Origin of the sequence: Clostridium sp. TF06-15AC, from assembly GCF_003481165.1 — a bacterium.
Lineage (GTDB): Bacteria > Bacillota > Clostridia > Lachnospirales > Lachnospiraceae > Otoolea > Otoolea fessa.
The window spans coordinates 505,810-532,029 of sequence record NZ_QUKS01000002.1; the positions used below are offsets into that span (position 1 = coordinate 505,810).

Sequence of the window (26,220 nt, forward strand, 5' to 3'; positions counted from 1 at the left end):
GCGAGGGTTATTATAAAAAAATGGAAGAGGATGTAAAGAGGGAAATTTTGAAAAGCGAAGGTAGAAGGCTTGAAAATCAGGGGTGGATAGATTAAAATAAATGGATAATATATTATACAAAACAAATAAAATATAGCATTAATAGATAATATATTATCCATGATTTAAATGGAAAAAATTAAAATAGAATTTCCCCAAAGTTTGTGTTTATGGGATAATAAAGGAGAAAGGATGGGGCGGATGGAGACAGGAAAGAAACTTCAGGTTATGTATGAAGACAGACTGGTAGGAACTCTTGCATTAACAGCGAATCACAAGGTGGCATTTGAGTATGATGATGCATGGCTGGAAGAGGGATTTTCGATCAGTCCGTTTTCACTGCCTTTGAAAAAGCAGGTGTTTATTCCAAATAAGGATTATTTTGAAGGTTTGTTTGGGGTGTTTGCGGATAGCCTGCCAGATGCGTGGGGGCGCCTGCTTTGGCGGCGTCTTTTGCTGGCGCATAAGCAGCAGCCAGACGATTGGACAGTGTTAGATCGGCTGGCGGTTGTGGGAAGATCTGGGATGGGGGCGTTGACCTATCGTCCGCAACGGGAACTTTCGGTTGAGGAGAAAAATGATAATCTGGACGAACTTGCGGAGGCCTGCCAGAAAATATTAAATACCGAATACTCGGACAAACTGGATGAACTGTACCGGCTGGGCGGTACAAGCGGAGGTGCGCGCCCGAAAATTATGACGCAGATTCAGGGAGAGGACTGGCTGATTAAATTTCCGGCACATATAGATGGAAAAGATGCAGGGAAGATGGAGTATGACTATGCGTGCTGTGCAAAACAGTGCGGAATTGTCATGAGTGAATCGAGATTGTTTCCCTCAAGGCGATGCAAAGGATATTTTGGAACCAGACGATTTGATCGGGAAATAGAAAATGGGATGGTAAAGCGGGTTCATATGCTGACGGCAGCGGCGTTATTAGAACTGGATTTTGAACAGCCAAGTCTGGATTACCATCAATTGATGAAATTAACGAAAATATTGACGAACGGGAAGGCAGAAGATATAGAAAACATGTTCCGCCGTATGTGTTTTAATGTGTTTGCCCACAACCGGGATGATCATTCAAAGAATTTTACTTATATATATCGGGAGGAGGAAGAGCAATGGCGCCTGGGACCAGCGTATGATCTGACGTACAGCAACACATATTATGGGGAACATACGACCAGCGTAGATGGCAATGGACGAAATCCGGGTGAGAAGGAGCTGCTTGCAGTTGGGCTTGCAGCCGGAATGAAAAAAACGAGATGCATGGAACTGATAAAACAGATTCGTACATGTGTGCAGGACATGTTAGGTCATTATCTTTAGAGAGGCAGGAGAGCAATATGGAAGCACTTATCTGGGAAACTGCAGATGAACTGGATCAGAAACTGGCATCACGGCTGCGTAACATCCGGAAACGCCGCGCTATTTCACAGCAGAGACTGGCGGACATGAGTGGGGTGAGTTATGGCTCAATTAAGCGATTTGAGGCGACGGGGCAGATTTCCCTTTTGTCACTCACAAAAATCGCGATGGCACTGGATTTGGCGGAAGAGCTGCGGGGGCTTTTTACGCGGGTTCCGTACAAAAATATTGAGGAGGTAATCCGCGAATCCCGTTAAGCCACCGTTCACGCATTGTGTAGGCAGCGCCCATCCGCGTAGCCCTGCCAGAACCGTTCGCAGGCGACCGCGCGAGACGCCCGAATGAGCCAAGGTACATTCTTTTTTAGGCGGGATGCACAAATCCGAAAATCGCCGCCGGACGTTTTTGTTTATATTTCAAATATGGATGTTTTTGTAACTTTTGTACATAGTCAGGGTGTCAAAATTGGTACTTATTACATATATTAACTTATGTTTATATAATTGCAAATAACTTATAAGTTTATACCACTTCCGGGGATGGTACTTTTTGTTTGACAGTGTTATATTATTGCCATCGAAAGAAACAAGAGATTTTCACAGACGGATATCGTAATAGTATCATAAGAATATTGCAATGGATTTCCGCCTATCATATGAAAAAATATAATTTTATTTGATGGAGGTAATTATCATGATGAAAGCAACAAGAACATTCAATAACGGTTTATATCAGGAGAATTTATATCAGGCATATTACAACACACCAGCAGAAAAGCATGTAGTTTCCGAGTCCTTAGAGCAGGAAGCAATGCCGGTACTGGTACATCGTTTAGCTGCACAGTTAGGTTATACCGAGTCTGAGGCAGAAGTAGAAAAAGAGTTTCTGTGCGAAATGTAATGGATAATCTGCTCGCAAGCTTATAACCATCCGGCAGAATTGGATGAGTTACCACCAACCTAAAGCATTTACGACAGAACAAGGCTTCTGAAGCCAGAAAAAGAAAACCGTCTGAGAAAGAATGAAAGATTCTTTTACAGACGGTTTTCTTTTTTACCGAATCGCGTTTTTCATGGATTTCACGTATTCTGCCATATACGGCACACGGGATATCGCTTTCTTCTTTTACCAGATTTACTATCGCGCCGATATCGGTCGTGATCTCACTCTGGACGCCGGTGCCACCTTGATTCATGGAGTGACTCCATGCGCTTTGCGAGATACCTGCATATCTCCGGCAACGAACGTATGCCCTACGTCGCAGAGTACTGGGCTGAAAATATATCCAGCTTTTGGCTGCGCCCTCAGAGGTCCATTTGGCAGCCTGCATCTCGATCTGGTTCTCAGCCTCCCGGACTCTCTGTGCGCGCATATGCTGCTTTGATCTCCGTTTCAACGGTTTTGGTGTGTTCGATTTTTTGTCAATATACTACGCATGATGTAAAATATCAAATATTTTTTGGGAAAAATTAAATTTTTTTAAAATTATGTAATTCTTTGGAAGTATGTTCCAACCTTGCCAGCAGCAAAATAGCGAAGAAAGTGATCATTTCCGACGCCAGGAAAGACAGCCAGACACCGTTCAGCCCAAACAGGCGCGCCAGTGTGACAGCGCAAGGGATGATAGCGACGGCCCCGCGCAGCAGAGAACCGGCGATGGCTGGTTTTGGCTGCGCGACGGCGGAAAAATAGGCAACCAGCAGGATGTTGATGCCAGCAAAGAGAAAGCCCAGGAAATACAGCCGGAGCCCACTGTGGGCGTAATGCAGAAGTTCGGCGTTCTGCTCCTGGTTGAAGATTTGGATCAGTGGATCGGTCATGCTCCAGGTCAGCACCAGAATGAGCGCTTCCACGATCAGGCAGGCGATGACGCCCCAGGTCAGGAACTGGCGGCTCTGCGTGTGATCGCCTTTTCCGTAGCTCTCGCTGATGAGCGGCTGCGTGCCCTGCGCGAGTCCGTTGAACAGGCACATGGCAACGACGGAGAGATTGGCAGTGACGCCGTAAGCGGCGACACCGACATTTCCGACGAGCCCCAGAAGCAGGAAATTAAAGACGATCGCGATCACGGCGGAGGATATTTCGCCGACAAAGGCGGATACGCCGAGCTGGCAGCAGGCGATCAGGTGGAGCAGGGATGGAGCGCGGAAATGGAATCCGACCTGATTGTGTTTTCCCAGGTAGTGCGTGCTGCAGATGATCATCGTCACTAGCGGGCAGAATGCCGTTGCCAGCGCCGCGCCGGTCAGTCCCAGACCTGCCGGAAACATGAAGACGTAGTCAAACACGATGTTGAACATACTTCCGGCGATGGAGCCGAGCATCGCGATCGCCGGAGCGCTGTCATTGCGCGCAAACGCCGTGAACGCGTAGTTGGACATAAAAAACGGCGAGGCAGTCAGAATAATGCGGAGATACTGCTTTCCGAGCGCGGTCAGCCCCGCGTCTGCGCCGAGAAGCTGCAAGATTTTATCCGGGATGAAAATGCCTGCCAGCACCAGCGGAATGCTGATGAGAATATCCCAGGTTACGGCGGAGAGAAAATAGAAGCTGGCGCTTTTGCCCTGCGCACGGTCGATGGCATAACGGGTCGCCGATCCGATCCCGATCATGGCGCCAATCGCATAGATCAGTCCGTAAACCGGTAAAATCAGATTTAAGACCGCCAGACCATCTGCACCGGAGTAGACCGAGATAAAATAGGTGTCTGCGAGGATGTAGACGGAAATTCCCAGCATGCCCGCCATGCTTTGGAAAATGTATTTAAAAAATTTCTGCAACATAAAAAATCTCCCTTGTATCTGTTCTCATAAACGGTAACGACCATTGTACCGAAGAATGAGAATAAATACAAGGGAGAATGTGTTTTTTACAGCGTCTTGGCCCGCTCTTTAATATTCTGGTGGAAGTTGATGATGTCATGCTCATACTCCTCATCCATCAGCGGCGAGGTAATCATAAAATCGGCAGTCGCTTTATTGTTGGCGATCGGGATATCGTAAACCTGGGCGATTCGAAGAAGCGCCTTGACATCCGGATCGTGCGGCTGGGCGGTCAGGGGATCGGAGAAGAAGATGATAAAATCAACCTGTCCCTCGACGACTTTTGCACCGATCTGCTGGTCGCCGCCCAGAGGACCGCTGTTATAGCCCTTGACCGGAAGCCCGGTATATTCCGTAATCATGCGGGCGGTTGTGCCGGTTCCGCATAAGAAATGTTTTTTGAGGATCTCTTTGTTCGCCTCACACCAGTCGATGAGTTCACGTTTTTTATTGTCGTGTGCGATGAGTGCAATATTTTTTTGTTTTCGAATTGTCATTGTTAAAAAATCCATAGAATCATCCTCCTTTGCCATGATTTTTGCATAGCATCTGGATATTGTCAAGAAAATACAAAACATTTCACAAAAAAATACGAATGTTTTTCGTGAGTACATAGAAAGAGGTGTGTTTTTCTGCGTACAGGAATTGCAAGAAACATAGAAAACATGCTATACTACGAGAATAGTGGAACAGGAGGAACGAGAAAGATATATGTCTGCTGAAAATACAACAAACACAGGGGCACAAGAGGCGGAGAACGCAGAGAAGTACGCGGTCGAAGTGAAAAATGTGACCAAGATATACAGGCTGTATGATAAACCGATCGACCGGCTGAAAGAATCGCTGAGCGTCAGCCATAAAGAATACCACAAGGATTTCTACGCGTTGAGCGATCTTTCCTTTACGGTTGAAAAAGGTCAGACGGTCGGCATCATCGGTACGAATGGTTCGGGTAAATCGACGATCCTTAAGATCATTACCGGCGTTCTCACGCCGACGACCGGCGAGGTGACGGTGCGCGGCAAAATTTCGGCGCTGCTGGAGCTGGGAGCCGGATTTAACCAGGACTACACCGGTATCGAAAATATCTATATGAACGGTACGATGATGGGATATACCAAAAAAGAGATGGATGCAAAGCTGCCGGAGATTCTCGATTTTGCCGAGATTGGCGATTTCGTCTATCAGCCGGTCAAGACGTACTCGAGCGGTATGTTCGTGCGTCTGGCATTTGCGCTTGCGATCAACGTCGAGCCGGAGATCCTGATCGTCGATGAGGCGCTCTCGGTCGGGGATGTTTTTTTCCAGTCCAAGTGCTACCGCCGCATGGAGGAGATCCGCAAAAACGGCACGACGATCATCATGGTAACCCACGATATGGGAAGTATCATCAAATACTGCGATAAGGTAGTGCTGCTCAATAAGGGAGAATTTATCGCACAGGGTTCGGCTGGCAAGATGGTCGATCTCTATAAAAAGATTCTGGCAGGACAGATGGACGCGCTGCGCGCCGAGCTGGAGGTGATGAACGATTTTTCCGGGGACAAGGTAATAAAAGCGGAGAAATCAGGAGCCGGAAGTGCGGAGAACGGTGCATCTGAAAATGAGGTTGGAAATAACGATGCCGGAAATGTAAACGGCTCCGGGGCAGTGGATGGCACCGCAGAAAATGGAGTCGCTTCAGCATCGGACGGTACCGGAAATCCGGCTGCTTTGAACGGAGAAACGGCGAAAAAGCCGGGCTTAATGCGCGACAAGCTGACGATCAACGCAAACCGCGAGGAGTACGGCGACGGCAGGGCGCAGATCTTCGATCTGGGACTGGTGGACGCGCGCGGCAATATCACTAACCTGCTCTTAAAAGGCGAAGAGTTTACCATCCGCGAGCGCATCCGTTTCAATGCACCGATTCAGGCACCGATCTTTACTTATACGATCAAGGATAAGAAGGGAACCGACCTGACCGGCACGAACACCCTGTTTGAGGGAACGGATGTCCATCCGGTCAAGGAGGGCGATATTTACGATGTCGCGTTTACGCAGAAGATGACCCTGCAGGGCGGCGAATACCTGCTGTCCATGAGCTGTACCGGATTTGAGGGCGGCGAGCACGTGGTGTACCACCGTCTCTACGATGTGGCCAATATTACCGTTATTTCCAATAAGAATACGGTCGGTGTCTACGACATGGAGCCGGATGTAGCAGTCAGGTTATCGCCGGCCGGAGAGGCAGCGAAGCAGGCGGAGTCGCTTAGTGCGGATGAGGCGGCACAGGAAGATCTGCAGGCATGATAAAAGGAGAAATAAGATGAAAAAAATCAATCAGGAGCTGATTGCTCTGTTTGATAAATACGGCAGTGACCGGCGCCAGGCGCTGCGGGAAAATAAGAAGCTTTCCTATCTGTACGCACTGGCAGATTTGCGGGAAAACCTGTTGGACTGGTGCCAATTTGACCCGGAACAGCAGGCGCTGCAGATCGGGGCGGACGCGGGCGCGCTGACAGGGCTGCTTGCCAGACGTTTATCATCGGTAACGGTGCTGGATGTTTCCGAAGAAAATCTGGAGGTAGTACGCCGTCGTTTCCAGACAGAGCCGGAGCTGGTGGCGAAGATCCGCTATGTCTGTGCGGATGTGGAGACGTATGCGAGGGAAGCGGAAAAGTGCGGCGGGACATATGGATATGTAGTGCTGATCGGGGATTTGACGGCGGCAGATAGGGCTGGACGCGCGGCGCAGATGACAGCCGCAAAACAGCTTCTTTCTGCTCATGGAACCTTGATTGCGGCGGCTTCCAACTGGTTTGGCGTGAAATACATGGCAGGCGCAGAGCGGGAGACAGGCGCACTTTCCTGGAACGAAATGAAGCAGCTGCTTCCGGGCGGGGAATTTTACTATCCGATGCCGGATTACCGGACGGCGGGAGAGATTTTTTCAGATGCCTATCTGCCGAAAAAAGGCGATCTGACCGGTGTGTTACCGGTCTATGACTGTCCGCAGTATATGCTGATGGATATGGGGGCGGCGCTCGATGCAGCCTGCGAGGACGGACGGTTCCCGGAATTTGCGAATGCATTTCTGGTGTTTTGGCAGAGACAGGCTGCGCCGGAAGCAGAGAATGCTTCACAGGACGTTATCTATGTGAAATACAACCGCACCCGCGAAGACTGCTTCCAGATCCGGACAGAGATCCGTGAAAAGAATGGAACCCGCGAGGTCTGGAAGACGGCGCTCTATCCGGAGGGAAAGGCGCACATCCAGTCCTTCGAAGAAAAATATCAGGTGCTTGACCGTCAGAATCCGTCCCTGAAACTGGCAAAACCGGAGCTTCGGGACGAGGGAATGACAGCAGTATTTCCGTATTTAGAGGGAAAAACGCGGGCGGAACTTCTGGGAGAAATTCTGACTGCCCAGGGCGCGGATGCGGAGGTTTCCGCGATCCGGACTGCGATGGATGAGATCTACAACATCCGCCCGGAGGAACGCAAACCATTTGCGGTGACACCGGAATTTATCAAGGTATTTAATGCGCTGGGCGAGCTGGATTCCTATCGGGATAAAGAAACAGAAAATGGCGGCGGGTGGGCTTCTTTAGGGGCAGTTCTTGCGGACGAGAGCTACAGCGCTTCCAACATTGACGCCCTTTTTGAAAATATGCTGGTGACGGCGGACGGAACCTACGCAATTGACTATGAGTGGGTCTTCTTATTCCCGGTTCCGGCTGGCTTTGTGAAATACAGGACGCTGGTTTATTTCTACCGCCGTTATAAGAGCCTGTTGGGCGGTCAGGCCGAGCGGGAATTTATCGGACAGTTCCCGGAGTATGTGAAGGCGGATGAGAAGCTGCTTTCGCTTTACGAGGCGATGGAGCGGGGCTTCCAGGAGTACGTGCACGGGGAAAACCAGCGCACCTATCAAGAAGATTACATGGTAAAAACGAAGACATTAGCCGATCTTTCTCATGTGGACGGAGAACTTGCAAGGGCAAACGAGCGTCTGGATGCGCTCCGGGCAGAAAATTCGGAAAAAGATACGGCACTCCGCAAAGTGCAGGAGGTACAGCGCCTGACGAATAACCACGTGGCGAATCTGGACGTTATTATTTCCGATCTGCGCCATGAAAATGCAGAGCTTGGCAAGACGCTGACCTACTTAAATGGTCATGAGGCGGTCATTTTCAAGGTGCGCCGCAAGCTCGGACAGGCATTTAACCGGTGCTATCCAAAGGGCACGGTACGCCGCAAGAAGCTCGGCTACTGGAAACGGACGATTCTCCATCCGGGCAAAATGATGAAGATGTACACGACCGGGGAAGGAAAGAACCTTATCAAAGGTGATTTTGAGATCGGTGAGGAGTACCTGACCTACGGAAAAATCCACCTTCCGAAGGAAGAAAATCCGACGGTTTCCATCGTAATTCCGGTATACAATCAGATTCACTATACCTATCTGTGCCTGCAGTCGATTCTGGAGCATACGAAGGATGTGAGTTATGAGGTTATCATCGCAGATGACGTTTCAACCGATGCCACCGAGCATCTGGCGGAGTTTGCCGATAACCTGGTGATCTGCCGCAATCAGACCAATCAGGGATTCTTGCGCAACTGCAACCAGGCGGCCAAGGCGGCGCGCGGCAAATATGTGATGTTTTTAAACAACGATACCCAGGTAACAGAAGGCTGGCTCAGCTCCCTGGTAAATCTCATTGAATCTGACTCCACCATCGGTATGGTAGGATCTAAGCTGGTATATCCGGATGGACGTTTACAGGAGGCAGGCGGCATCATCTGGAGCGATGGTTCCGGCTGGAATTACGGCCGCCTCGACGATCCGGATAAGGCAGAATATAACTACGTCAAGGATGTAGACTATATTTCCGGCGCAGCGATCCTTTTATCCACCGCACTCTGGAAGCAGATCGGCGGTTTCGACGAGCGGTTTGCCCCGGCGTACTGCGAAGATTCGGATCTGGCATTTGAGGTGCGGAAAGCGGGCTACCGCGTCGTTTACCAGCCAAAATCCAAGGTCATCCATTTCGAAGGCATTTCCAACGGAACGGATGTCAACGGAACCGGTCTGAAACGGTATCAGGTGGAAAACAGCGAGAAGCTCAAAGAAAAATGGAAAGAAGAGTTTAAGAACCAGTGCGTCAACAACGGCAATCCGAATCCATTCCGCGCACGCGAGCGCAGCATGGGCAAAAAGATCATTGTCGTGATCGATCACTATGTGCCGACCTTTGACAAAGACGCTGGTTCCAAGACAACGTTCCAGTACCTGAAAATGTTCCTGAAAAAGGGGTATGTTGTTAAATTTATCGGAGATAATTACCTCCATGAGGAACCGTATACGTCTACGCTGCAGCAGATGGGGATCGAGGTCCTCTACGGACAGGAATACCTGACCGGTATCTGGGACTGGCTGGTGAAAAATGGAAAAGATATCCACGTGGCATATCTGAACCGTCCGCATATCGCGACAAAATATGTGGATTTTATCAAAGAACACACGGATATCAAGATGATTTATTACGGTCACGACCTTCATTTTATGCGTGAGTTCCGCGAGTATGAGCTGACCGGCGATGTGAAGAAGCGTCAGGAATCCGAATATTGGAAATCGATCGAGTTTTCACTCTTCCACAAAGTGGCGGTGTCTTATTATCCGTCCTACGTCGAAGAAGAGGCGATCCACGCCGTTGATGAGACGATTCCGGTCAAGGCGATCACGGCATATGTCTATGAGGAGTTTTTACAGAATCTGAACAAAGACTTCGCCAAACGGGAAGGACTCCTGTTTGTCGGCGGCTTTGCGCATCCGCCGAACGCAGACGCGGTGCTCTGGTTCGCGAAAGAAGTATTCCCGAAGATCCGGGAACAGATCAAGGTCAACTTCTACATTGTAGGTTCCAAAGTAACCGACGAGATCAAAGCGTTGGAACAGCCAGGAAACGGCATCATCGTCAAAGGTTTTGTAAGTGAAGAAGAACTGGCAGACCTGTACCGGAACTGCCGGATTGTAGTGGTACCGCTCCGCTACGGCGCAGGTGTTAAGGGCAAGGTGGTGGAAGCCATCTATAACGGTGCCCCCATCGTCACCACCTCCGTCGGCAGCGAGGGAATCCCGGATGTAGAAAAAGTTCTCCTCGTCAAGGATCAGCCGGACGAATTTGCCGAGACAGTCGTAGAGCTCTACAAAGACGAAAAACGCCTGGAAGACCTGGCAGAGAAAACGCAGGTTTATATCCGCGAGCATTTCAGTATTGATGCGGCTTGGAATGTGATTAAGGAAGATTTTGAATAAAAAATAGTAAAAGATAGAAAATTATATATAATAAAGAAAACGATCAGGGGAATGTGCTTCTGATCGTTTTCTTGCGTAAGGATAATTTAAAGTTATTCAAGGAAGAAAAGAGGCAGCTACGCCGTCATGCTGCAGGCTCTCAGTTTATCGATTGTACGCATCTTGAGCCATCTGTCCGAATGAGGCGGACGTAAGTCCGACACAGGCGAACAGATGTAGCGAAAGCAAGCTATATTACCGATCGTTCTTCCGCAGCGCTTCCACCCGTCCATACCTCCGATACATCAAAAGCTCAAATACCACCATACAAGCCCATCCAATCGTCGTACCAATCGCTACAGCCTGAATTCCCAGCCGTCCAAACAGCGCATAACTGATCACAACGCGGATCGGAATCTGCACCAGAGTCGCGAACAGGGTGATCATCAGGTGCCCGATTCCCCGGTAATATCCCTGAAAGGTATTGGTGATACCACTGATGAAGTAAAAACTAGCCATCGGCACCAGATAGGACATGCCTTGACGCAGCGCCTCCGTTTCATTCGGCTTCAAGAAAATGCCGAGCAGCGGGTGACGGCAGAACAGCACGACCACCGCTGTCAAAATAATATAAATTTCTGCAATCACCAGCATTTTCCGAAGCCCTTTCGGAATCCGGTCATACTCTTTCGCGCCGAGGTTCTGTGCGGAGAACGTCGTGATAGATGCCGCGAGGCTGTCGCCCGGGGCGAGCACGTAGCTGTCGATGATGGAGACGGCATTAAAAGCGGCAACTGCATCGACACCGAGCGCATTGACGCCGGACTGGACGAGCAGGCGGCCGACGTAGAGAATCGTCTGCTGGACGGCGGAAATGGAGCTGAAATCGATCGTTTTTTTGAGCATCGAGGTTTTCAGTTTCAGATCCCGGATGCCGAGCCGTAAGAGCGGCACTTTCGACCAGATATAGACAAAGAGGGCGAGCGCAGAGACTGCCTGCGAGATGATTGTAGCGATTGCCGCACCGGGAACACCGAGGCGGCAGATGCCAACCAGGAATACATCCAGAAATACATTGACAATGGTCGTCAGGATCAGGACATAGAGCGGCGCTCTGGAATCTCCGATCGCACGCAGGGCGGCGGAGAAAATATTGTAAAAAAAGGTAAAAATAAGACCCAGCGAGATAATCTGCAAATACAAGGATGCCTGCGCCGATATCTCTTCCGGCGTCTGCGTCAGGCGGATAAACAGGCGGCTTCCGGCCAGTGAGATTCCGGAGAGCACGATGGTCAAAAGCAGTCCGGAGAGTACAGAGGTCGCAAATTCATCTTTCAAATGCTGGTAATCTTTTGCTCCAAAGTAGCTTGCCATCAAAATCGATGCGCCGAGTGACAGTCCCACAATCAGAAAAGTCAGGATATTCATGATCGGACCCGCCGCACCGACTGCCGCCAGCGCCTCTTTTCCGTAGAACTGTCCGACGACTACCGAATCGACCGTGTGGTAGAGCTGCTGGAAGAGGTTGCCGAACACCAGCGGAACCGCGTAGGTGATCAGGTGTCCGGTTATATTTCCTTTTGTCATATCACGTGCCATATGCATTTCCTCCAAATCCCAATTTATAACCAAGATTGTAGCACGGAACAGAGTGTCTGCCAAATAAAAAAATCTGTCGAATCATGCCGATTTGGAATGCGAAGCATTGACAAGCTCCCGTTACTGGGCACACATGTGTGAACAGTAACAGGAGTTGGAGCAGCATAAAACCGCCCTATCTAGTGGAAATCATTAGGGAAATGTGGTAAGATATATAAGTTAAACTGGACTTAATAGCGGTTGACAGATTGACAAAAGTAAAAATTGTATCTTTCAGTATAAAAACAGTAAAAATTGAGTTGGAAACAACAGACAGAAAGGAAGTACAGTATGCAGGCAATCATTCTGGCTGGCGGACTGGGGACGCGGCTTCGCAGTGTGGTAAGCGATCGTCCGAAACCGATGGCGCTGGTTGAAGGTAAGCCGTTTCTGGAGTATGTGCTTCAGGGGCTGAAAAAAAGCGGAATTGATGATATTATTTTTGCCGTCGGTTATAAGGGCGGCATGGTGGAAGAATATTTTGGAGACGGATCGCGGTTTGGCATCCGGGCGCGGTATGCGTATGAGGAAGAGCTGCTCGGCACGGCGGGCGCGATCAAGAATGCCGGGAAATATGTGACGGACGAGCAGTTTTTTGTCCTGAATGGCGATACATTTTATCAGATGGATTTCGGCGATTTGAGACGGATCCAGCAGGAAAAAAATCTGGAGATGGCGCTGGTTCTGCGCGGTGTGCCGGATATTTCCCGTTATGGGGCGGCGCGCCTGACTGACGGGCTGCTGACCGCTTTTAATGAGAAAAACGGCAATACTGGGGCGGGCACGATCAACGGCGGTGTGTACCTGATGAAGCGGGCGCTGCTGGACGAGGTTCCGGAGGGAAAAGTTTCGCTGGAAAATGAGTGCATCCCCAGGTGGATGCAGGAGGGAAGACGTCTCGGCGGCATCGTAAATGATGGCTATTTTATTGATATCGGTGTGCCGGAGGATTATTTCCGGTTTCAGGAGGACGTAAGAAAAGGAGACATTACATGGTAATCAGAGGAAGAGCGCCGCTGCGCGTGAGCTTTGGCGGCGGCGGTACGGATGTAGAACCATTCTGTGTAGAACAGGGCGGTGCCATTATCGGAAGTACTATCAATAAATATGCATATTGTTCGATCATTCCGAGGGATGATGACCAGATCACGGTTCATTCCCTGGATTTTGATATGACAGTCAAGTACAATGCGAAGGAAAATTACGTCTGCGATGGACGGCTGGATCTTGTCACGGCAGCGCTGCGGGCGATGGATATCAAGCAGGGATGCGAGGTTTATTTACAGTGTGATGCTCCGGCTGGTTCGGGACTTGGAACCTCCTCGACCGTCATGGTAAGTCTTCTGACCGCGATGGCGCGCTGGAAAGGAATTACTCTGGATAATTATGCGATGGCGGATCTGGCTTACGGCGTGGAGCGGATCGATCTGGGGATTTCCGGCGGTTATCAGGATCAGTATGCGGCGACCTTCGGCGGCTTTAACTTTATCGAATTTCACGGACGCAACAACGTCGTGGTAAACCCGCTCCGCATCCGCCGCGATATTATCAATGAGCTGCAGTATAACCTGTTGTTATGCTACACGGGCAATATCCATGTATCTGCGAATATTATCAAGGATCAGGTGAGCAACTATAAGAAACCGGATGCATTTCAGGCGATGTGCGAGGTAAAGGCGCTTTCCTATGCGATGAAGGACGAGCTTTTAAAGGGAAATCTCCACAATTTCGGCCGCCTCCTGGATTACGGCTGGGAGAGCAAGAAGCGGATGAGCAGCAAGATCACAAATCCGCAGATTGATATGCTCTATGACGAGGCGAAAAAAGCGGGCGCCCTCGGCGGAAAGCTTTTAGGTGCTGGCGGCGGCGGCTTCCTTCTTGTGTACTGCCCATACAACGTTAAACATCAGGTGGCGCACCGTCTGGAAGCGGCAGGCGGACAGCTGATGGATTGGAATTTCGAACTGCGCGGTGCACAGAGCTGGATCTGCGATGAGGACCGCTGGGATTACCGTGATATTCAGGTGCAGATGCCGGATAAGGAGTATACATTCCATGTGTAAAGATAACTGTAAAGTAGTATTCCTTGACCGTGACGGTACGATGAACGTGGAGGTCAATTATCTTCACCGAAAAGAAGATTTGAAGCTGATTGACGGCACCGCAGAGGCAGTCCGTCTCCTGAACGAGGCCGGATATAAGGTGATCGTCATTACCAACCAGGCGGGCGTGGCGAGAGGTTACTATACCGAGGCGGATGTAAAAATCCTTCATGATTATATGAATGAGGTGCTGGAGCGTGACGGAGCACACGTAGATGCGTTCTACTATTGCCCGCACCACCCGGAGCATGGGATTGGACTTTATAAGAAAAAATGCCATTGCCGCAAGCCGGAGACGGGAATGTTTGAGATGGCAGAGCGAGATCTGCCGGAGGGCATTGATAAGGTGCATTCCTATATGATCGGGGACAAGCGCATCGACGCGCAGGCAGGAAAAAACTTCGGCGTGACCGGAGTCCTTGTCGGAACTGGCTATGGGGCAAAAGAACACGCGGAAGATAGGGCGGCTGGACTTATAAAAGAGGACGGAAGCTGTCCGGCGGGCGGTTATGATGCGTATGCGGAGACGCTGCTGGATGCGGTGCGCGGGATTTTAGGCGGGCGTATATAGAATGCGGCTCACAAAAAGATTCCGGGAGTACATAAACTAGAAAGAGAGGAACCATCGACATGCAGAATCAGAGACAAAACGGACGACCAGACGCAGCCGTGCGCATGGCTGGTCTTTTTCTGGTGCTGTTCTGCGTGGCGGCGGTTCTGATTCCGGCGAAAACGCTGTTTACGGGAAATGGTTTTTTTGCGGATTACATTCATTTCACGGAATCGAAACGGATGTATGTGGAGATTGCGATTCTGGCAGTCTTGATCTTTGGGGGGCTGGCGCTTTTGAAGCGCGGACGCAGCCGGATGTACTGGCTGACGGCGGTTGTGTTGGTGTTTTCCTGGATTCATGTGGTATTTCTGCCGATGGTGGTGTCGGCGGTGTATCTGATTAGCCTGTTGGCGATCGGGCGGTTTTTGAGAAAACGGGTGTTTTTCAGGGGAACGGTCTGGGAGCGGTCTTATTTTTCTTTTTATATGGACTTCCTTTTTGGCGCCTCCTTTGCAATCGTTGTGTATTGCCTCCTTTCTGCCCTTGGCGTTGGAAAAATCGCCTGGATGCGCCTGAGCGTCTATGCTCTGGGTGCGGCGGCGCTGGGCTTTGATTTTTCCTCGATTTCCTGCCAGTGCATCATGGGATGGCAGACGCTTTCCTGGATGCTGGATGGCAGCGGGGTATCGCGGGAAATACCGCGCCGGGTGCGCCGGGCATGGACGCTGGCGGCTGGCTGGTGTGCCCTGATGTTCCTGATTCAGGTGGGACGCCTGAATATCGCACTCGACTTTGATACACTCTGGTATGGCGTTCGCTCCCAGTATATCGTGGCAGGCGGAACCGGGCTTTATGAGAATCCGGGGCTGGTCGGCATGGTCTATGTGTATTCGAAGGGCTTTGAGGTGCTGACCCTGCCGCTCTGCGATCTGGCGAGTCACAGCTACCTGACGTTCTTTAACCTCTGGTTGGCAGTCCTGGGAATTGGGGCGATGGTCTGGAATGCGAAACTGCTGACGAGTAATCGAAAGCAGGAGACAGGGAAGAAACTAACGTATCGCAGCGTCTTGCCGGGAATTATGGCAGCTGTTTTGACGGTTTCGGTGCCGGGCATCATGAATATGGCGCTCACAGCCAAGGCGGATTTGATTACGTGGCTGCTGCAGCTTATTATGCTGGGATGTTTCTTTCAGTATATTCATGTGTATGAAAATCATTGGATATTCCTCTCCGGGGCAGCCGGTTCCTATTTCCTGTCCCTCACGATGAAGCCGACCTCCCTGGTCTTTTCCACTGCCGTATTTGGCATGATGGGGCTGTACCTTCTGTGGTTCTGGTTTCATGAGCGCGGGGCGGCGGCTGACCTGTTTCACCATATAGTCCGCCTGATTGGCTCCTTATGCCTGCCATTTGGGGCATTGGTTGGTATCTGGGCGCGGACGATGAAGATCACGGGAATGCCGGTCACTTCGGTGTTTACTTCGATTTTTGCATGGTTTGGTTTTAAAATGAAATACCCATTTGCCACCTCGGAGCTGCCGCAGAATTATCAGGAGGAATCAACGCTTCATGTGCTGGCGCGGCGCATCTGGCAGATGCTGATGCAGCCGCAGGGTGAAGATATGGGGCATGTAATTCTGGCGTGGGGAACCTCGCTGATGGCGGTGCTGATTGTGATGCTGGTGCTTTATGGGATTTTGTCTAAAAAGGGAGATGAGCAGTCCCATATCTGGAACGCGGCATTGGTAATTTTCTTCCCATTTGTGATCGTCAGCCTGATCAGCCTGTCGATGCTTTACCAGATCGACGGAAATTATTTCATGCTTCTGTATTCTATGCTGATTCTGGGGGCATGCCGGGCGATGGAGTATTTTAAGAAAATCGGCTTTTATCCGGTCGCGTCGAAGTGCTTGGCGCCGCTGCTGGTATTAAATCTGATTGTCACGGCGATCAGCAGCTGGGCGTGGACGGCCGGATTTTCGGAGATTCATTTTCTGAATAAAGGGCGTGTCAACCATCGGGCGCAGGAACAGGCGCGGATGGAGGAAAAGGGAAATACGCTGATCTGGCAGGAAGTGTCGCAGAATCCGGAAAACCGGGTGATCGCATTTGGAACGCATCCGTATTGTTTGCAGTTCCCGTGCAATGTGGAGTCGTATAAGGACATTACATCACCGTGGGGCAACGTCGAACTCGTCAACTCGCCGGAGGCGTTTGAAACCTATATGGCGTATGCGAAGACAGATTATGTCTACGCGGAAGCAGGCTATCTGGGACCGGGAAGCTGGGAGTGGAGTCTGGATCTCCTGCGGGAGCTGATCCACAGCGGCAGCCTGACCGATCTGTTTTTTGAAAATGGAAATATGCTTGCGCGTGTATCCGACACAGCGGTGCCGGAGGAAGAAGCGCAGAACAATCTGGAAATGTTTGAGCGGGAGTATTTATTTTATGATGCAGAAGCTCAATAGACATCGAAAAACCTGACAGGAGGAAATAGAAATCATGAAGGAATACGAGTATCTGGACGAACTGATCAGCCGCTATCCGGTTCTTGCACCGGTGAAAGCGGATATTCGCACTGCGTATGAGACGCTGAAGGAGTGCTATGAGCGCGGCGGAAAACTTCTGATTGCCGGAAATGGCGGAAGCTGTGCGGATTCGGAGCACATCGTGGGCGAGCTGATGAAGGGGTTTGTGAAGAAACGCCTAGTTTCGGCGGAGATAGAGGCGGCGCTTAAAACGGTAGACCCGCAGATGGGAGCGGAACTTTCTGAAAAGCTGCAGCAGGGACTTCCGGCGATCGCGCTGACTGGCCATGCAGGACTGACCACCGCATTTATGAATGATGTGGACGGCAGCATGATTTACGCGGAACAGGTGCTTGGATATGGAAAAGAGGGGGATGTGTTCCTCGGAATCTCAACCTCGGGCAATTCAAAAAATGTCCTGTATGCAGCCGTGACGGCAAAGGCAAAGGGGCTTAAGGTTATCGGGCTTCTGGGACGCGACGGCGGGCGGATCCGTGGGTACAGCGACACTGCGATTGTCGTGCCGGAGCAGGAGACATTTAAGATTCAGGAGCTGCATCTTCCGGTGTACCATGCACTGTGCCTGATGTTGGAAGAATATTTCTTTTAAGATATATTTTGTTTCATGGAAAGGAAGTAATGATTCAGCAGGTTCATGAAGAAAACTGGATGATTACAAGGGAAAAGTATGTTATTTGGAAACAGGCCGGCAGACAAAACGGCAAAATGGAGAGTCACTACCCGCAGTTTTGCAGTGCTGCTTGCCTATACGCTTTTTATCTGGTGGCTGGAAGTGCTGGATCTTCTGGCATGGCTTTTACATGTACCACAGGGAACGATTTTGTCGCGGGCGGCAGCGCTCGTTTTATGCGGCGCTGTCATGGCGGCAATCGGAAGATTTGAATGGGACCATGCGGGAGTGAGCCCGTTTTTTATAGCGGGAAGCTTGTTCATCCTGGCGTTCTTTTCGGTCAAGGGATTTGCCCCGGATCAGAGCTATGATACGCAGAACTATCACCTGCTGTCGCAGATTCCCGGATTTGTGGACAACCTTCATTATCATGTGATACCGGGACGGTTCCAGATGTTCGGTTTCCGGCTGGGCGACCGGATGTTTTATCCATTCCGGGCACTTCTGGGGCTTCGGATGGGGACATTGTTAAACGCACTGGCGATGCTTGTGATTTATCGGCAGGTAACGGTGTTCCTGAGCATGGAGGCAGACCGGCTGGAAAGAAAATGCAGCTGGTCGAAGCATCTTGCGCCGGTACTGGCATTTCTGATTGTCAGCCGCCTGGAGTTGATTCAGGAGAGCGGCAGCTACATGGTCGAGCTTCTGGCGCTGCCGTTTCTGCTGGAAATGGTATTTCTGCTTCTGCGCGGGCTGGATGAGGCGAAGCGGGAGCACGAGGCGGTTTTATTCTGCCTGTTTGGTGGAATCCTGTTCTGCCTCAAGATGACGAATATCGTGTATCTGGTGCCGCTGGTGCTTCTGTATCTGTGGAAAATCCGGAAGTACCTGACACCGAAGCTGTTTCTGGGGTGTCTGGTGACGGGGGTGATTCCCGTCAGCGTGTACCTGATTTATAATGGGATAGCGATGAAAAATCCAGTTTATCCTTATTATAACAGCCTGTTTCATTCGCCGTATTTTGGGGAAACGGACTTTAAGGATCCGAGATGGGGACCCAGCAATATAAAAGAATTTCTTTTGTGGGCATATTCGATGATCCGGCATCCAGATTACCGCTTGAGTGAGATTCCGGCGAAATACAACCTGGATCTGGCGCTGATGTATCTGGGAGCGGCGGGGGCCGGGCTTTGCTGGATTTGGAAGCGGGTCAGCAGCAGGACGGGAACCTTATTTCTGCTGTATGCCGCATCCTTTGTCCTCTGGGCGGCAACGACGGGGCACAGCCGCTATTTTATGGGCGGAATCTTATTTGCCGGAATGCTTTGCGGGTGCCTGGTGCTGCAGGGAATGGCTTCCATTTCTCCCAGGCTGACAGGCGGCGTTATATTTGCAATTATGTTTATAGTTGTTTACGCCGGGCGCGCTTACGATGCTTACACCTGTGTCTGGAACGGCGGGGAATGGGCGATGCGGGCGGTGAGCCGTGAGAGTATCCGCAGCAACCTGCCTTACGTATTTCACGATCATCAGCTGTTTACACCGGAAGAACGTTCCAAGATTGACCGCATTTTCCTGACCTGGTCGGATGTGGGAAGTTATGCGCGGCTTGCGGGCGAAGATGTGCCGGTCTGGAACCGGTATTCGATCGTCAATGAGCTTTCGGAGCAGAAAGACGCCTATATCGATGAAATCGAGGCGGCGATGGAGGCAGGCGAGGGCGTCTATGACATGATCCCGCAGGGACTTGAGACGTTGGAAAGCTATCTGGAATGGATGAATGAGGCGGGATGGTACGTGCATGATATGGAGTATCAGGAAACAATCCTGCAGGGCAGCCAGTCCTTTACGCTGGCAGGGCTTGAGATGGCGCATGGACGCGAAAACTGCTGGTACCGCACACAGGAGATTTTCATGGATGCACAGGAACCGGAAAAAGAAGTACCAGAATGGCGCTGGGAGAATACCAGCGGGGACGATCATCCGACTATCCGGGCGGTTCTGTGTGATCCGGACTACTGGGTGCTGAAGCAGCCATTTGAAGTGGAAATCATCGCCTCGGATGGGACAAACAGCCGGACGGCTGCTGTGATCCAGGCGGGACAGAAGGAATATGAACCGATGGAAGTACAGCTTGATCTGACAGGGCTTCAGAGAGAGATAAAATTGGAATTGGTAAGTACAGCTGAGACAAAACGGGCTGTTGTGATCAATCCGGAATGGTCCGCCAAAACGGTGGAAGAGTGAAAACGGGAGGAGAAAAATGGACAAGATAGCGGTATTAATTCCGTGTTATAATGAAGGCCAGACGATTGCCAAGGTGGTCAAGGACTACCGCGAGGCATTGCCGGAGGCAACAATCTATGTATATGACAATAATTCATCGGATCACACGGATGAGATTGCCAGGGAGGCAGGCGCGGTTGTGCGCTATGAATACCAGCAGGGCAAGGGAAATGTCATCCGCAGCATGTTCCGCGACATTGACGCGGAGTGCTATGTCATGACGGACGGCGATGATACCTACCCGGCGGAGGACGCGAGAAAGCTGGCAGATCAGATTTTACAGGGAAAAGCGGATATGGTCATCGGCGACCGCCTTTCTTCGACGTATTTTACCGAAAATAAGCGTCCGTTCCACAATACGGGAAATCGTCTGGTGCGTGGGCTTATCAACCTGATTTTCAAGAGCAATATCAAGGATATCATGACAGGCGCGCGCGCATTTAACTATGAATTTGTCAAGAGCTTCCCGATTCTTTCGACCGGATTTGAGATTGAGACGGAGATGAGCATTCATGCGCTGGACAAGAACTTTAAGCTGGTGGAGATCCCGGTTGGATACCGTGACCGCCCGGAGGGAAGTGTGTCAAAGTTAAATACGTTTTCGGATGGATTTAAAGTGCTACGCACGATCGCGAGACTCTTCCGGGATTACAAGCCATTTGCGTTCTTTGGATGGCTGGGACTCATTTGTTTTGCGATTGCAACGGCATTTTTCGCGCCGGTGCTCAGCGGCTATCTGGCAACCGGCATGGTGCCGAAGTTCCCGACCCTGATCGCGTGTTCCGGGCTCTATGTGATTTCGTTCCTGTTGTGGATCAGTGGTGTGATTCTGGAGGTTATTACGAAGAAACACCGTCAGTTATTTGAACTTTACTTGAACCAGCTGAGCATTTTAAAGAGGAGAAACGGATGAAACGCCGTGTATTTTTAGGACTTCCGGTTATTTTGGGGATTTTATTTTATATCTGGTATATATTTCATGCCTCGGACAATGTGGCGTATTCGGATTATATCCGGCTGATCAATTCGTATCTGCCGGATGTGACAAATCCGGCGAAATTCTTTGTACCGGATATCCTGACGCGCGTTCCGATCACGTATCTGGGGCGCATCATCAATGTGAAACTATTTGGCTATAATACGTATTTTGACATGATTCTGGGTGTTTTGAGCCTGGGTGCGGGCGCGGCGGTGCTGGCACTCTACGCAGAGCGGAACCGCTCGGTCGGCTATCTTTCCTTCCTGTTGATTCAGTTTGTATATTTCAGTCTGAATAAATGGGAAATGATGACGAACGGGACCGGCTGGGTCTGCACTCTGTCGATCTCCGGATTTTTATTCCATTTTGCAGTCCTCGACCATGCAGCGGCGACCCGGTGCCGGAATATGTCTGACCGGGTGCTTCTGGCAATTCTGCCGATCCTGCTGGTCGTGCTGGTGGCAGGACCGTACAGCGGCGGCTATGCGGTGATTCTGGTGCTGGCATACGGCGCACTGTGGCTGGCGGATCGGCGCGGGGGTGCTGAAACAAGCAGCCGCTCCTGGAGCCGAAAGTGCCGGAGAACCTGGTGCATCGGGGCATTGACAACGGTTCTTGCGATGGTATTATATCTTTGGAGCAATTCACAGGCAGTTTACGTGCACCGTGGAGCAGTGACGGATGTTTCAATCGCTCAGGAATTTGCCGCCCAGCCGCTCTTTTTCCTGCGGTTTCTGCTGAAAGCGGTGGCATCGTCGGTGATTGGCGTGGCGCAGATTCAGGAGCTGGAGACAGGAAGCCCCTGGTTTGTCCGGCTGCATCTGGTGTATCTGCTGGGGCTGGCAGTGTTTGTTTCGTATCTGATGGCACTGTATCTGAATGTGCGGTTTCAGCTTTATAAAAAGACTATTTTTCCGCTTCTGCTGGTTCTCAGCGGCGGCTGTAACCATCTGCTGGTGCTGGCGGCGCGGTGGATTTTCCTGAAGGACGAGTACGGGATGTCCTCGCGATACGAGATACAGTATCAGATGGGAATTGTAGGAATTCTGCTTACGTTTGCACTCGTCTGGAGTATGTGCCGGGAAAAGGCGCAGGAAACAGAGGCAGATAAGGCGAAAACACGCGTGCCGGAGAAACGGGCAGCCCGCACACTTTTAAAGGTCTGTATGCTGGCATTTACCGTGCTGACGGTCTTTGGAAATGCATGGACAACCCGGGCAGAAATCCGGACAGCGCCGTACCGGAAAGCATATTTACAGGTATCAAGGGAGCTGGGACTGAATTACCGGACGGCGAGCGATGAGGATCTGGAAACCTACCTGCATAACGACCCGGATGCAGTGCGGGATGCGATGAGAATTTTGGAAGAAAACCATTTGAATATATTTCGATAAAAATAATGGACAGAAGGAGAAGCGCAATGAAAGTTGTAATATTAGCGGGTGGATTCGGCACACGAATCAGCGAGGAAAGCCATTTAAAACCAAAGCCAATGATCGAGATCGGAGAACAGCCGATTCTCTGGCATATCATGAAGCACTATTCCCAGTATGGGTTCAATGATTTTGTGATCTGTCTGGGCTACAAACAGTATGTAGTAAAAGAGTATTTTGCCGATTATTTCCTGCATACGTCGGATGTGACCTTCGATCTGGCGAAGAACGAGATGCAGGTGCATAACAATTATTCCGAGCCGTGGCGCGTGACGCTGGTCGATACCGGACTGCACACGATGACGGGCGGTCGTATCAAACGTATCCGCGATTACATTGGGGATGAGACGTTCATGCTGACCTACGGCGATGGCGTTTCCAACGTGGATCTGGACGCGCTGGTGGCATTCCACAAGCAGCACGGCAAGATCGCGACCCTGACCGGCGTCAACATCGGACAGCGTTTCGGTGTCATGGATGTTGACAGCGACGGACACATCCGCGAGTTCCGTGAGAAGAACGATGATGACGGCAAGATCGTCAACGGCGGCTTCATGGTACTCGAACCGGGCGTCTTTGACTATATCGAGGGCGATGATACCGTCTTTGAGAAAGCGCCGTTGGAGCAGCTTGCCAAGGACGGACAGCTGATGGTATACCGCCACGACGGTTTCTGGAAATGTATGGATACCCAGCGTGACAAGATGCAGCTGGAACAGATGTGGCAGGAAGGCAATGCGCCCTGGAAGCTGTGGAAATAATATACTGTAAGGGAAAATTCAAGGAATATACACAAATCCTGTAAGAAAGTATGGTATAATGAGCGCAGAAGAAAAGAATGCGGCTGCGAAGCAGACATATTCTTTTCTTGCGCCATTAACGAACGAACAGCCATGCGAAGCAGGGCGGTAGAGCGCGATAGCGCGGGTTCGTGAGTGGACGGGTGAGAAATATAATAAGAGCACTCAGCAAAGATAATGGAGTGATGAAATCACGAAATTAATTAAAAAGAGGAAAACCATGGAACTTCTTGATTTTTATAAAGGAAAACGGGTCCTTGTGACCGGTGACACAGGCTTTAAGGGAAGCTGGCTGGTCCGCATCTTCCATCTGGCGGGGGCGGAGGTAACCGGCTATGCGCTGAAAGCGCCGACCGAGCCGTCGATGTTTGAGATCCTGCATCTGGGGGAGACGATTCACCATGTGGATGGGGATGTGCGCGATTTTGCCCATTTAAAACAGGTGTTTGATGAGACGAAGCCAGAGATTGTACTCCATCTGGCAGCGCAGCCGATCGTGCGCGAGTCGTACCGGGATCCGGTCGGCACGTATGCGGCGAATGTCATGGGTACGGTTCATGTGCTGGAATGCGCCAGACAGTGTGAATCCGTCCGCTCTCTCGTCAATGTGACGACGGACAAGGTTTATGAAAATAAGGAATGGGAGTACGGTTACCGCGAAAATGACCCGCTGGACGGCTATGATCCCTATTCCAATAGCAAATCCTGTTCGGAGCTGGTGACACACAGCTATAAGCAGTCGTTCTTCACGGACGGCCGCTGCGCCGTCTCAACCTGTCGTGCTGGCAATGTGATCGGCGGCGGTGATTTTGCGGCGGACCGGATCGTGCCGGATTGCGTGCGCGCAGCGGAAAAGAAAGAGCCGATCATCGTGCGGAATCCGCATTCGACGCGCCCGTTCCAGCATGTGTTAGAGCCGCTGTTTTTGTATCTGACGGTGGCAAAGGCGCAGTGGGAAAATGCGGAGCTGGCGGGCTGCTACAACGTCGGACCGGATGACTGTGACTGCGTCAATACAGGACGTCTGGCGGATCTGTTCTGTGAAACATGGGGCGGCGGGATGCATTGGATCAACCGCTATGACGGAGGTCCGCATGAGGCGAATTTTCTGAAACTGGATTGTTCCAAAGTGAAAAAGGTATTTGGCTGGAAGCCGCACTTCCATGTAGAAGAAGCGATGGCTGCGACGGTGGAATGGTCGAAGAAGTGGCTTGCCGGAGCGGATATGCGCGAGGTGACGGATGAGCAGATCCGGGCGTATGCGGCTCGGTTTGAAGAAAAATAGATAGATGCAGGCGGCTGCACGAAAGGTGTGTCTGGCAGCAGGCAGAACGGGTGCGGCAGAGAGCAGTAGCAAAAGCAGGAGGAGAAACATGTCAGAAGAAAAAGTAACCTTGTCGGACGGAAAAGAGGCTGCGCGTCAGCAGATTCTCGATCTGGTGGCAGAGTATTGTGATAAATATCATAATCAGAAAAAAGAATTTACCGAGGGACAGCGGATTCCGTATGCGTCCCGCGTTTACGATAACCATGAGATGGTCAATCTGGTAGACAGTGCGCTGGAGTTCTGGCTGACCTCCGGACGTTACACCGATCAGTTTGAGGCGGGGCTTGCGAACTACCTGGGCGTCAAATACTGTTCCCTTGTAAACTCCGGTTCCTCCGCGAACCTGATCGCATTTATGGCGCTGACTTCCCCATTGCTGGGAGAGCGCCGGGTGTGCCGCGGCGATGAGATTATCACGGTTGCGGCAGGTTTCCCGACGACGGTAACCCCGGCGATCCAGTATGGCGCAGTTCCAGTGTTTGTGGATGTGACGATTCCACAATACAACATCGACGCCGATAAGCTGGAGGCGGCGCTTTCAGAGAAGACGAAAGCGGTTATGATCGCCCATACACTGGGAAATCCGTTTGATTTACAGAAGGTAAAAGAATTCTGTGACCGTCATAACCTGTGGCTGGTGGAGGACAACTGTGATGCCCTCGGAAGCCGCTATGAGCTGAACGGCGAGTGGCATTTTACCGGTACGATCGGAGATATCGGAACGTCCAGCTTTTATCCGCCGCACCACATGACGATGGGCGAGGGCGGCGCCGTGTACACGGACAATCCGCTTTTAAACAAGATTATCCGTTCCTTCCGCGACTGGGGACGCGACTGTGTCTGCCCGTCCGGTTGCGATAACCTCTGCGGTCACCGATTTGACCGCCAGTATGGTGAGCTGCCGCTTGGCTACGACCATAAATATGTATACTCCCATTTTGGATATAATTTAAAGGCGACCGACCTGCAGGCATCGATCGGCTGCGCGCAGCTTGAAAAGTTTCCATCCTTCGTGGAGCGCAGAAAACACAATTTCGCCCGTCTGAAAGCGGGACTTGCCGGAACCGAGGACGCATATATCCTGCCGGTTGCCTGTGAGCATTCCGATCCGAGCTGGTTTGGTTTCCTTCTGACCTGCCAAGAGGGCGTGGATCGGAACAAGGTAGTCAAATATGTCGAGGAAAAGGGCGTGCAGACGCGTATGCTCTTTGCCGGAAACCTGATCAAGCATCCGTGCTTTGATGAGATGCGGAAAGAAAACTGCGGCTACCGCGTAGCCGGAACTCTGGAAAATACCGACCGTATCATGCGCGATACCTTCTGGGTCGGCGTTTATCCGGGCATGACAGATGAAATGATTGATTATATGGCAAAGACACTTCGTGAGGCATGCCGTCAGTAGGGACGGGGACCGCGGTAATTCACAGGTGG

General features: G+C 50.9%; 19 protein-coding genes. 16 read left to right on the plus strand and 3 right to left on the minus strand.

All coding sequences use genetic code 11. The annotated features are described in order from the left end of the window. Positions 1-240 precede the first annotated feature (240 nt). From DXC57_RS06990 to DXC57_RS15455, 3 genes are all read left to right on the plus strand, one after another. Positions 241-1,371, plus strand: coding sequence for a type II toxin-antitoxin system HipA family toxin (locus DXC57_RS06990; RefSeq protein ID WP_118651801.1), 1,131 nt, complete (start codon positions 241-243; stop codon positions 1,369-1,371). 17 nt (positions 1,372-1,388) lie between these two features. Further along, complete coding sequence (locus DXC57_RS06995; protein ID WP_107000705.1) at positions 1,389-1,667, plus strand: helix-turn-helix transcriptional regulator; 279 nt, start codon at positions 1,389-1,391, stop codon at positions 1,665-1,667. Between the two features lie 436 nt (positions 1,668-2,103). Next, complete coding sequence (locus DXC57_RS15455; RefSeq protein WP_107000704.1) at positions 2,104-2,310, plus strand: hypothetical protein; 207 nt, start codon at positions 2,104-2,106, stop codon at positions 2,308-2,310. Between the two features lie 569 nt (positions 2,311-2,879). Here DXC57_RS15455 and DXC57_RS07010 read toward each other — a convergent pair. Next, positions 2,880-4,193: an MATE family efflux transporter gene (locus DXC57_RS07010; RefSeq protein WP_118651725.1), complete on the minus strand. Its 1,314-nt coding sequence runs from the start codon at positions 4,191-4,193 to the stop codon at positions 2,880-2,882. 86 nt (positions 4,194-4,279) lie between these two features. Continuing rightward, positions 4,280-4,744 (minus strand): methylglyoxal synthase, encoded by a 465-nt coding sequence (locus DXC57_RS07015; RefSeq protein WP_022360055.1) that lies wholly within the window; start codon positions 4,742-4,744, stop codon positions 4,280-4,282. Positions 4,745-4,943: 199 nt separating this feature from the next. Between DXC57_RS07015 and DXC57_RS07020 the strand changes: the two genes are divergently transcribed. Both DXC57_RS07020 and DXC57_RS07025 read left to right on the plus strand, forming a co-directional pair. Then, positions 4,944-6,524 carry an ABC transporter ATP-binding protein gene (locus DXC57_RS07020; protein WP_118651727.1) on the plus strand — a complete coding sequence of 527 codons (1,581 nt, stop codon included), beginning with the start codon at positions 4,944-4,946 and terminating at the stop codon, positions 6,522-6,524. A 16-nt stretch (positions 6,525-6,540) separates the two neighbouring features. Continuing rightward, positions 6,541-10,533, plus strand: a complete 3,993-nt coding sequence (locus DXC57_RS07025) for a glycosyltransferase (RefSeq protein ID WP_118651729.1) — start codon at positions 6,541-6,543, stop codon at positions 10,531-10,533. 234 nt (positions 10,534-10,767) lie between these two features. Here DXC57_RS07025 and DXC57_RS07030 read toward each other — a convergent pair whose 3' ends face one another. Then, a complete protein-coding gene (locus DXC57_RS07030) occupies positions 10,768-12,111 on the minus strand; it encodes an MATE family efflux transporter (RefSeq protein WP_118651731.1) in 1,344 nt (447 codons plus the stop codon). A gap of 330 nt (positions 12,112-12,441) precedes the next feature. Here DXC57_RS07030 and DXC57_RS07035 point away from each other — a divergent pair, with 330 nt between their 5' ends. The 11 genes from DXC57_RS07035 (at position 12,442) to rfbH (ending at position 26,191) form a co-directional block, all read left to right on the plus strand. Beyond that, entirely contained in the window at positions 12,442-13,149 is a 708-nt protein-coding gene (locus DXC57_RS07035; protein WP_118651733.1) for a nucleotidyltransferase family protein, read from the plus strand. Beyond that, a complete protein-coding gene (locus tag DXC57_RS07040; RefSeq protein ID WP_118522164.1) occupies positions 13,143-14,213 on the plus strand; it encodes a GHMP kinase in 1,071 nt (356 codons plus the stop codon). The genes DXC57_RS07035 and DXC57_RS07040 overlap by 7 nt, the downstream gene beginning before the upstream one ends. Next, entirely contained in the window at positions 14,206-14,823 is a 618-nt protein-coding gene (locus tag DXC57_RS07045; protein WP_118651735.1) for an HAD family hydrolase, read from the plus strand. Before DXC57_RS07040 ends, DXC57_RS07045 begins: the two co-directional genes overlap by 8 nt. A gap of 59 nt (positions 14,824-14,882) precedes the next feature. Further along, positions 14,883-17,273: a potassium transporter KefB gene (locus DXC57_RS07050; RefSeq protein ID WP_118651737.1), complete on the plus strand. Its 2,391-nt coding sequence runs from the start codon at positions 14,883-14,885 to the stop codon at positions 17,271-17,273. Positions 17,274-17,307: 34 nt separating this feature from the next. Then, a complete protein-coding gene (locus tag DXC57_RS07055) occupies positions 17,308-17,943 on the plus strand; it encodes an SIS domain-containing protein (RefSeq protein ID WP_118651739.1) in 636 nt (211 codons plus the stop codon). A gap of 78 nt (positions 17,944-18,021) precedes the next feature. Beyond that, the gene (locus DXC57_RS07060) at positions 18,022-20,211 is read left to right on the plus strand and encodes a hypothetical protein (protein ID WP_118651741.1); all 2,190 of its coding nucleotides are present in this window, start codon (positions 18,022-18,024) and stop codon (positions 20,209-20,211) included. Positions 20,212-20,227: 16 nt separating this feature from the next. After that, complete coding sequence (locus DXC57_RS07065) at positions 20,228-21,163, plus strand: glycosyltransferase family 2 protein (protein ID WP_022360066.1); 936 nt, start codon at positions 20,228-20,230, stop codon at positions 21,161-21,163. Continuing rightward, entirely contained in the window at positions 21,160-22,623 is a 1,464-nt protein-coding gene (locus DXC57_RS07070; RefSeq protein ID WP_118651743.1) for a hypothetical protein, read from the plus strand. Before DXC57_RS07065 ends, DXC57_RS07070 begins: the two co-directional genes overlap by 4 nt. A 26-nt stretch (positions 22,624-22,649) precedes the next feature. Then, positions 22,650-23,423, plus strand: a complete 774-nt coding sequence (rfbF, locus tag DXC57_RS07075) for a glucose-1-phosphate cytidylyltransferase (protein WP_022360069.1) — start codon at positions 22,650-22,652, stop codon at positions 23,421-23,423. A 259-nt stretch (positions 23,424-23,682) separates the two neighbouring features. Continuing rightward, positions 23,683-24,747 (plus strand): CDP-glucose 4,6-dehydratase, encoded by a 1,065-nt coding sequence (gene rfbG / locus DXC57_RS07080; protein ID WP_118651745.1) that lies wholly within the window; start codon positions 23,683-23,685, stop codon positions 24,745-24,747. Positions 24,748-24,835: 88 nt separating this feature from the next. After that, complete coding sequence (gene rfbH / locus DXC57_RS07085; RefSeq protein WP_022360072.1) at positions 24,836-26,191, plus strand: lipopolysaccharide biosynthesis protein RfbH; 1,356 nt, start codon at positions 24,836-24,838, stop codon at positions 26,189-26,191. Positions 26,192-26,220 lie beyond the last annotated feature (29 nt).